General features: G+C 63.8%; 8 protein-coding genes and 1 pseudogene. 5 read left to right on the top strand and 4 right to left on the bottom strand.

From position 1 onward, the window contains the following. Positions 1-154, top strand: a pseudogene (locus AC1DJT_RS32435) (IS481 family transposase); the annotation flags it as partial. Between the two features lie 15 nt (positions 155-169). On the opposite strand, the gene AC1DJT_RS32430 reads toward AC1DJT_RS32435, so the two are convergent. Continuing rightward, complete coding sequence (locus AC1DJT_RS32430; RefSeq protein ID WP_441508445.1) at positions 170-715, bottom strand: DUF924 family protein; 546 nt, start codon at positions 713-715, stop codon at positions 170-172. 200 nt (positions 716-915) lie between these two features. Between AC1DJT_RS32430 and AC1DJT_RS32425 the strand changes: the two genes are divergently transcribed. Together AC1DJT_RS32425 and ilvC are read left to right on the top strand one after the other, a co-directional pair. Next, positions 916-1,572 carry a TetR/AcrR family transcriptional regulator C-terminal domain-containing protein gene (locus tag AC1DJT_RS32425; protein WP_441508444.1) on the top strand — a complete coding sequence of 219 codons (657 nt, stop codon included), beginning with the start codon at positions 916-918 and terminating at the stop codon, positions 1,570-1,572. A gap of 21 nt (positions 1,573-1,593) precedes the next feature. Continuing rightward, positions 1,594-2,613, top strand: a complete 1,020-nt coding sequence (ilvC, locus tag AC1DJT_RS32420) for a ketol-acid reductoisomerase (protein ID WP_043237478.1) — start codon at positions 1,594-1,596, stop codon at positions 2,611-2,613. Between the two features lie 416 nt (positions 2,614-3,029). Here ilvC and AC1DJT_RS32415 read toward each other — a convergent pair whose 3' ends face one another. Together AC1DJT_RS32415 and AC1DJT_RS32410 are read right to left on the bottom strand one after the other, a co-directional pair. Next, positions 3,030-3,404 (bottom strand): ComEA family DNA-binding protein, encoded by a 375-nt coding sequence (locus tag AC1DJT_RS32415; RefSeq protein ID WP_441508443.1) that lies wholly within the window; start codon positions 3,402-3,404, stop codon positions 3,030-3,032. Positions 3,405-3,615: 211 nt separating this feature from the next. Then, on the bottom strand, positions 3,616-4,140 hold the full coding sequence (locus AC1DJT_RS32410) for a DedA family protein (protein ID WP_441508442.1): 525 nt from the start codon (positions 4,138-4,140) through the stop codon (positions 3,616-3,618). 198 nt (positions 4,141-4,338) lie between these two features. On the opposite strand from AC1DJT_RS32410, the gene AC1DJT_RS32405 reads away from it, so the two are divergent. Together AC1DJT_RS32405 and AC1DJT_RS32400 are read left to right on the top strand one after the other, a co-directional pair. After that, complete coding sequence (locus AC1DJT_RS32405; RefSeq protein ID WP_476769808.1) at positions 4,339-5,223, top strand: ABC transporter ATP-binding protein; 885 nt, start codon at positions 4,339-4,341, stop codon at positions 5,221-5,223. Beyond that, positions 5,220-6,011, top strand: a complete 792-nt coding sequence (locus AC1DJT_RS32400) for an ABC transporter permease (protein ID WP_476835681.1) — start codon at positions 5,220-5,222, stop codon at positions 6,009-6,011. The genes AC1DJT_RS32405 and AC1DJT_RS32400 overlap by 4 nt, the downstream gene beginning before the upstream one ends. 116 nt (positions 6,012-6,127) lie before the next feature. Here the strand turns inward: AC1DJT_RS32400 and AC1DJT_RS32395 are convergent. After that, positions 6,128-6,999, bottom strand: an 872-nt coding sequence (locus tag AC1DJT_RS32395; RefSeq protein ID WP_476835680.1) for a LysR family transcriptional regulator, incomplete at its 5' end; no start/stop codon positions are given.

The following is a 6,999-nucleotide window of genomic DNA, read 5'->3' as shown; positions in this document are numbered from 1 at the left end:
CCTCACAGACTTCGTTGCCGCCTACAATTTCGGCCGCCGGCTGAAGACCCTTAGGGGGCTCACACCCTACGAGTTCATCTGCAAATGCTGGACATCAGAGCCAGAACGATTCAGGCTCGATCCAATCCATCAAATGCCGGGACTGAACAGCTAGCCTCCCGCGGCAGCCTCAGCCGCTGAAGCCGCCCGCGTCGAGAAATGCGCGCTCTTCGGGTGTCGTGTCCCGGCCGAGAATGGCGTTGCGATGCGGGAAGCGGCCGAAGTCGCGAATGATGTCGCGGTGGATGATCGCGTATTTGGTGCTGTCCTCATCGCCCGAGGCGCGGCTCAGATCGATGCAGCGTTCCTGATGGTCCAGCTCTTCGGAATGCATGAAGGGCATGTAGAAGAAGCGCCGCTCCGGATTGGTGAAGTGCTGGTCGAAGCCGCGGGCGATGGCGCGCTCGGCGACCTCGACAGCGAGATCGTCGCTGGCGAAGGCCTCGGGCGAGCCGCGATACAGGTTGCGTGGAAACTGGTCCAGCAAGATGAGCAGCCCATAGGCGCCTTCGGGGGTCTCTTCCCAAGAGCCGAGCTCGGCCGCCGCGGCGGCGCGCTGGGCCTCGAGAAAGCGATCGCGGATTTCCCGGTCGAAGGCGTCGTCCTTGTCGAACCACTTATCCGGTCCGGCTTGCCGCCAGAAGGCGACGGTCTCGGCGGCCGTAGGCAAGCTCATACTTGTATCTCCAGATCGGATAACGCGTTGTCCATGAAGCGCAATTGCCCCAACCGGTGGGACGGATGGCGGCGCAGATTGACGCATTCCGGGCGGAAGCGAAACCCGGCCGGGCCCGTGTCGAGGATCTTCGCAGGCTGGCCCTTGCGCTCAGAAAAACCTTCCTGTAGAGACCGAACCGTAACGTACGGTACTGATCCTTGAGCGCCACTCCAGATACATCGAGCGAAGGACTGACAGCCCGGCAACAGGCCGTGCTGGATGCTGTGCTTGGCCTGATGGTCGAGAAGGGCGAGCACCTGACGATGACGGCTGTCGCCCGGCGTGCGAGCTGCTCGAAGGAAACCCTCTACAAGTGGTTCGGCGATCGTGACGGCCTGCTGACCGCGACCGTGCAGTGGCAGGCCTCGAAGGTGCGCGCCGGCAATTATGATCGCCAGAAACTCGATGCCCTGACGCTGCGCGATAGCCTGATACGTTTTGCCGCGAACTGGCTTAATGTGATCACCAGCGACACCTCGATTGCACTGAACCGGATTGCCATCAGCCAGGCGGGATCGAAGGCAGGCAATCTCGGCGGGATCGTGCTGGCGAACGGGCGTGTCGCCATTGGCGAACGCCTGAAGCCGGTTCTCGCCGCAGGCCGTGAGGCGGGGCTCCTGGCTTTCGATGATACGGAGACCGCCTTTCGCACATTCCTCGGCCTTGTCGGGCGCGATGTGCAGATCAGGCTGCTGCTGGGTGATGCGCTCGTGCTGAGCCCAGCGGAGAACGAGCGCGATGCAGCGCGCGCGACCGATCAATTCCTCACTCTGTACGGCGCGGTTGAAGCCGCTCCGGGCAAAGAAAAACCCTAACGCGAGACCAAGGAGCAACCTATGCGCGTTTATTACGACCGCGATGCGGACATCAATCTGATCAAGGGCAAGAAAGTCTGCATCGTCGGCTATGGCTCGCAGGGCCATGCCCACGCGCTCAACCTGCGCGATTCCGGCGTGAAGGACGTGATCATCGCCCTGAAGGCCGGCTCGGCCACCCGCAAGAAGGCCGAGGAAGCAGGCTTCAAGGTCATGACCCCGGCCGAGGCCGCCAAGACCGCCGACATCATGATGATGCTGACCCCTGACGAGCTGCAGGGCGACATCTATCGTGACGAACTGCATGGCAACATGAAGGAAGGCGCCGCGCTGCTCTTCGCGCACGGCCTCAACGTGCATTTCAACCTGATCGAGCCGCGCAAGGACCTCGACGTGCTGATGGTCGCGCCGAAGGGCCCCGGCCACACCGTGCGCTCGGAGTATCAGCGCGGCGGCGGCGTGCCGACCCTGATCGCGATCCACCAGGACGCCACCGGCAACGCCCATGATCTCGGCCTGTCTTACGCTTCGGCCAATGGCGGCGGTCGCGCCGGCATCATCGAGACCACCTTCAAGGAAGAGTGCGAGACCGACCTCTTCGGCGAGCAGGTCGTGCTCTGCGGCGGCCTGGTCGAGCTGATCAAGGCTGGCTACGAGACCCTGACCGAGGCCGGCTATGCACCCGAGATGGCCTATTTCGAGTGCCTGCATGAAGTAAAGCTGATCGTCGACCTCATCTATGAGGGCGGCATTGCCAACATGAACTATTCGATCTCGAACACCGCCGAGTTCGGCGAGTATGTCACCGGCCCGCGCATCATCACCGCCGAGACCAAGGCCGAGATGAAGCGCGTGCTGACCGACATCCAGTCGGGCAAGTTCACCCGCGACTGGATGCTCGAGAACAAGGTCAACCAGACCTCGTTCAAGGCCACCCGTGCCCGTATGGCCGCGCACCCGATCGAGGAAGTCGGCGCCAAGCTGCGCGACATGATGCCCTGGATCAAGGCCAAGGCGCTGGTCGACAAGACCAAGAACTGATCGGTCTCAGGCTCCGACTCACGGACTTGGCGAGCCGCTGCAATACCGCTCGCCAAGCGCCTGAGAGGGTTAACAAATCATTGATTCCGAKAGGGCGGATGCAGTAATGTGTCCGCCCTCTCGCCTTTCCGGGCGTGGAACCGGTTCCAGTCCGATGCGTTCGTCGAGGCAGTCGTACGTGGAGGCGGCCATGAGGACGATGAATCTGAACAGTGTCATTGACAGCCCTATCTGTGCGCGGGCCTTGCTTGCAGTGTCGCTCGTGATMGTATTCGCCGCGGTGTTCGGACTTTTCGGATACTGAAGGGCGTTTGCGTCAGACGGCAGGATTTGGCGAAGAACGCGGTACCATCGAAAACGGAAAAGGCCTCCGGCGTTTTGCGCCGGAGGCCTTTCTCCTCGCAGGGATAGCGGGGTCAGAAGGTGATCTTGTCCTTGATGTCGGACTCGACATTCGAGGGCAGGACGCTGCGCTTCACGAGATCATTGAAGTCTTTGAACTTCGCCTTGGAGCGCTCCTCGATGATTTTCTTGGAGCGCGCTTCGCCGATGCCCTTGAGACTGTCGAGTTCGGCGGCGGTCGCGGTGTTGATGTTGATCTTCTTGACCTGAGCGGCGGCTGCGGGCTGTGCAGGCTTGGCGGCTGTGCCAGCGGCGGGCGCTGCGGGCGTCGTGACTGGGGCCGGGGCACGTGCGGGGGCGCTCGGCTGCGTGGCGGGCTGTTGTGCGAAGGCGAAGCCGGCGGTCAGCGCGAGGGCGACGATCGGCGAGATGATGCGCGAAAGGCTCATGGTTGGACTCCATAGTCCTGCCCCGGGAGGGTAGCATCGGACAGGCGCCGGGTCGCCCGCCTCGACAACGCCGGCAGCCTGGAGCCGTTCGGCGTGCCGCGTCAGATCCGCACTGGTGAGTGGCGATATCGCGACGCAACGCCGTCAATTCGCGCCTTCTGGCCTGAACCCGCCCTGAATGCGCCGTTCAGTGTTCGGACGGTTTTCGGGATCAGCGCGTGACGAACTCGGCCAGCCGTCCGGCACCATAGAGCAGGCCAAAGCCCCATGCGAAAGACGCGGCCCAGTTGGCGAGCTGGAACGGCAGGAACGGCATCTTCACGATGCCGGCGACGATGGCGATGACCGCCCGCAGCGGCCCGAAGAAGTGGCCAATGAGAATGCTGAAGATGCCCCATTTCTCGAAGAAGGCATGTCCCTTCTCGAGCAGTTCAGGGTTCTTCTTGAGCGGCCAGGTTTCTCCGATGCGCGGGCCGAGCACGATGCCGGCCCAATAGGAGATCCAGAAGCCGCAACCCGCGCCGAGCGAGGCCGCGAAAGCCAGCGGAACCAGGTCGAGACCGGAGGCTCCCGCCGCCGCGCCGAAGGCGGTGAAGAACACCGTGGCGGGTACGAGCCAGGACAGCACCGCCACACATTCGGCGAAGGCCACCAGAAAGACGATCGGGATCGCCCATTGCTGGTTGGTGCGCATGAACTCGACGAGTCCCTGCATCAGGCTTTCGAGTTGCTGCATGAGGGTCGAGATCTTTCAGGCCAACGCGCTGGCTTATCGCTGTCTCGGGCCGTGGATGCAACAGCTGCGCGCTGCGGCGAATCTGCCGGGCAAGACCAAGGTTGGGTTGCCTTCCGGAGGCGATCACCTAGAGTTTCGTCAAACGAACGCGATATTCGGCCAGGGCGCTTGGCGCAGCAGGCCGTTGGGGAACGCTTTATGGAGCTTCAAGACCGCCTGCACGCTTATGCGGGCCCTGCTGGCGTGCCCGGGGCGGATACCGCGCCAGCTGTCAATCTCAGCGGCATCGACATCACCTTCCAGCTTGCAGGCGGGCATCGCTACAAGGCGGTGACTGGCATCGATCTCACCGTCTCGGCCGGGGAGTTCGTTTCGGTCGTGGGGCCGACCGGCTGTGGAAAGTCGACCTTGCTCAATGCTGCGGCCGGGCTGCTGACCCCGTCTGCCGGCAAGGTCGGGATATTCGGCAAGCCGCTCGCGGGGCTGAATGTACGCGCGGGCTATCTCTTCCAGCAGGACGCGCTGATGCCGTGGAAGACGGCGCTGCAGAATGTCGCCGTGGCGCTGGAGCCGATGGGCGTGCCGGCTGCGGAGGCCGATGCGCGTGCCCGCGACTGGCTCGGCCGTGTCGGTCTGCGCGCTTTCGTCGATCGTTATCCGCATATGCTTTCGGGGGGGCAGCGCAAGCGCGTCAGCCTCGCGCAGATGCTGATCCGCAATCCCGAGATTTTGCTGATGGACGAGCCGTTCGGACCGCTCGATGCGCAGACCCGGCAGATCATGGGCAACCTGCTGCTGGATCTCTGGTCGAAGGATCGAAAGGCGTTGATCTTCGTCACCCATGATCTCGAGGAGGCGATCGCGCTCTCCGACCGCGTCGTGGTGATGTCGGCGGGGCCGGCCGCCGGAATCGTCGCCGATTACAGGGTCACCCTGCCGCGCCCGCGCGACATCGCCGAGATCCGGCTGGAAAAGGCCTTCCACGAGATCCATCGCGACATCTGGTCGTCGCTGCGCATCGAGGTGCAGAAGGCTTACGCCATGGGCGAAGGCAAGGAACTGGTGCAGGGAGACGCCTCGTGAACCGCCTGACGCTCCTTGCACTGCAGATTCTCGTCGCGGTCGTGTTCCTGCTGATCTGGCACGTCTTCACCGTCTATCCGCTGCTCGGCGACACCAAGACAATCCAGTTCTTCTTCTCGACGCCGCTGCAGGTCCTCGGTCGGACCTGGACCCAGCTCACCGGCGGCGACATCTATTTCCATCTCKGCATCACGCTGACCGAGACCGTGCTCGCCTTCGTCATCGGCTCGGCGGCGGGCGTCTTCTTCGGCTTCACCTTCGCGCGCCGGCAGCTGATGGCGGCGGTGTTCGACCCCTATATCAAGGCGGCCAATGCGCTGCCGCGCGTGGTGCTGGCGCCGATCTTCGCGCTCTGGTTCGGCCTCGGCATCTGGTCGAAGGTGGCGCTCGGCTTCACGCTGGTCTTCTTCATCGTCTTCTTCAACGTCTACCAGGGCGTCCGCGAGGTCTCGCCGACGGTACTCGCCAATGCCCGCATGCTCGGCATGAACGAGCGCCAGCTCTTCCGCCATGTCTACTGGCCGTCGGCCCTGACCTGGATGTTCTCCTCGCTGCACACCTCTGTCGGCTTTGCGCTGGTCGGTGCGGTTGTCGGCGAATATCTCGGCTCGTCGGCCGGTCTCGGCTACAAGATCCACGAGGCCGAGAGCGTCTTCGATGTCACCGGCGTGTTCTCCGGCATGCTGATCCTGGCGCTCTTCGTCATCGTGATCGATTCGCTTGTCACCTTCGTCGAGAAGCGCCTGCTGGTCTGGCGACCGGGACAGAGCGCGACCACGACGACTTAGATCATCAGGCCGGATATCGTATCCAGTCTGATGATCTAGTCATCTGTATTTGCATCGGCCTTCCCGAAGACCGTAATCCACTTTTCGGGCCGATGCTTTAGGCTGGCGCGGCCGGTTCACCCCGCGCTTGCTGTCTTGGGGCGCTGCCGAGGAGCCTTGAGCCCGACAGCGGCGCTGTTTTCGATCAGGGTCAGGAAAGCTGTCGCGACCGGGCGAAGCGTCTCCGCCGGCGGCGATACGGCGTGCAAGGTGCGACGGAGATTCKGGCGAAGGGGGATCCCAACCACGCCGCGGCTGTCGTCGAGGRCCAGCTCGGGCATGATCGTCAGGCCGAGCCCTTCACGCACCATACTGAGCAAGGTCGCGTTGTCGCGCACGAGGCAGGCGATCTCGGGATGGCTGGCTGCTGCTGTCAGGAGTTCCTGGATGAGCGTTTCGCAGCCCCCTCCCGAGAGCAGCATGCGTTGCCCGTCCAGGGCAGCGAGCGGGAGCGAGGCCCGGGATGCAAGCTCGTGGTCGGCGGGAACAACGACGAGGTAGTCGTCGGAATAGACCGGGCGGGCTGCCAGTTCGGGATGGGTACGGCTGGTGATGCCGATCTCGACCACGCCGGCCTGGATCCAGGCGGTGACCTCCGGATCCGTCCCCTCATACAAGCTCACCGTGATGCCGGGATGCTCGGTGCGCAGGCGCCGCAGCCATGCGGGCAGCAGCCGGACGGCTGCGCTCTGTACGACGCCGATCCGCAAGGTGCCGCTCAACTTGCCGGCAAGTCCGCTGCACGTGCCGAGCCGTTCGACGGCCGCGAGTACCGCACGCGTCTCGACAAGGGCCGCTTCGCCGGCTGCCGTCAGCACCAATCCATCGCGGCCGCGTAGCAGCAAGGCGGTGTCCAACGCCCGTTCCAGCCCCGCGACCGCCTGGCTCACGGCTGACTGCGACAGGCAGAGGCGGTCGGCTGCCACCGTGAAGCCGCCATGTTCGACGA

This window comes from Allobosea sp. 05T422_2, assembly GCF_056396265.1.
This window is presented reverse-complemented; position numbering and strand designations above follow the sequence as displayed.

Coding starts and splice junctions, on each gene's coding strand:
- AC1DJT_RS32415 (WP_441508443.1), bottom strand. CDS start 3,404: ATGAGCCTTTCGCGCATCATCTCGCCGATCGTCGCCCTCGCGCTGACC.
- ilvC (WP_043237478.1), top strand. CDS start 1,594: ATGCGCGTTTATTACGACCGCGATGCGGACATCAATCTGATCAAGGGC.
- AC1DJT_RS32405 (WP_476769808.1), top strand. CDS start 4,339: ATGGAGCTTCAAGACCGCCTGCACGCTTATGCGGGCCCTGCTGGCGTG.
- AC1DJT_RS32410 (WP_441508442.1), bottom strand. CDS start 4,140: ATGCAGCAACTCGAAAGCCTGATGCAGGGACTCGTCGAGTTCATGCGC.
- AC1DJT_RS32430 (WP_441508445.1), bottom strand. CDS start 715: ATGAGCTTGCCTACGGCCGCCGAGACCGTCGCCTTCTGGCGGCAAGCC.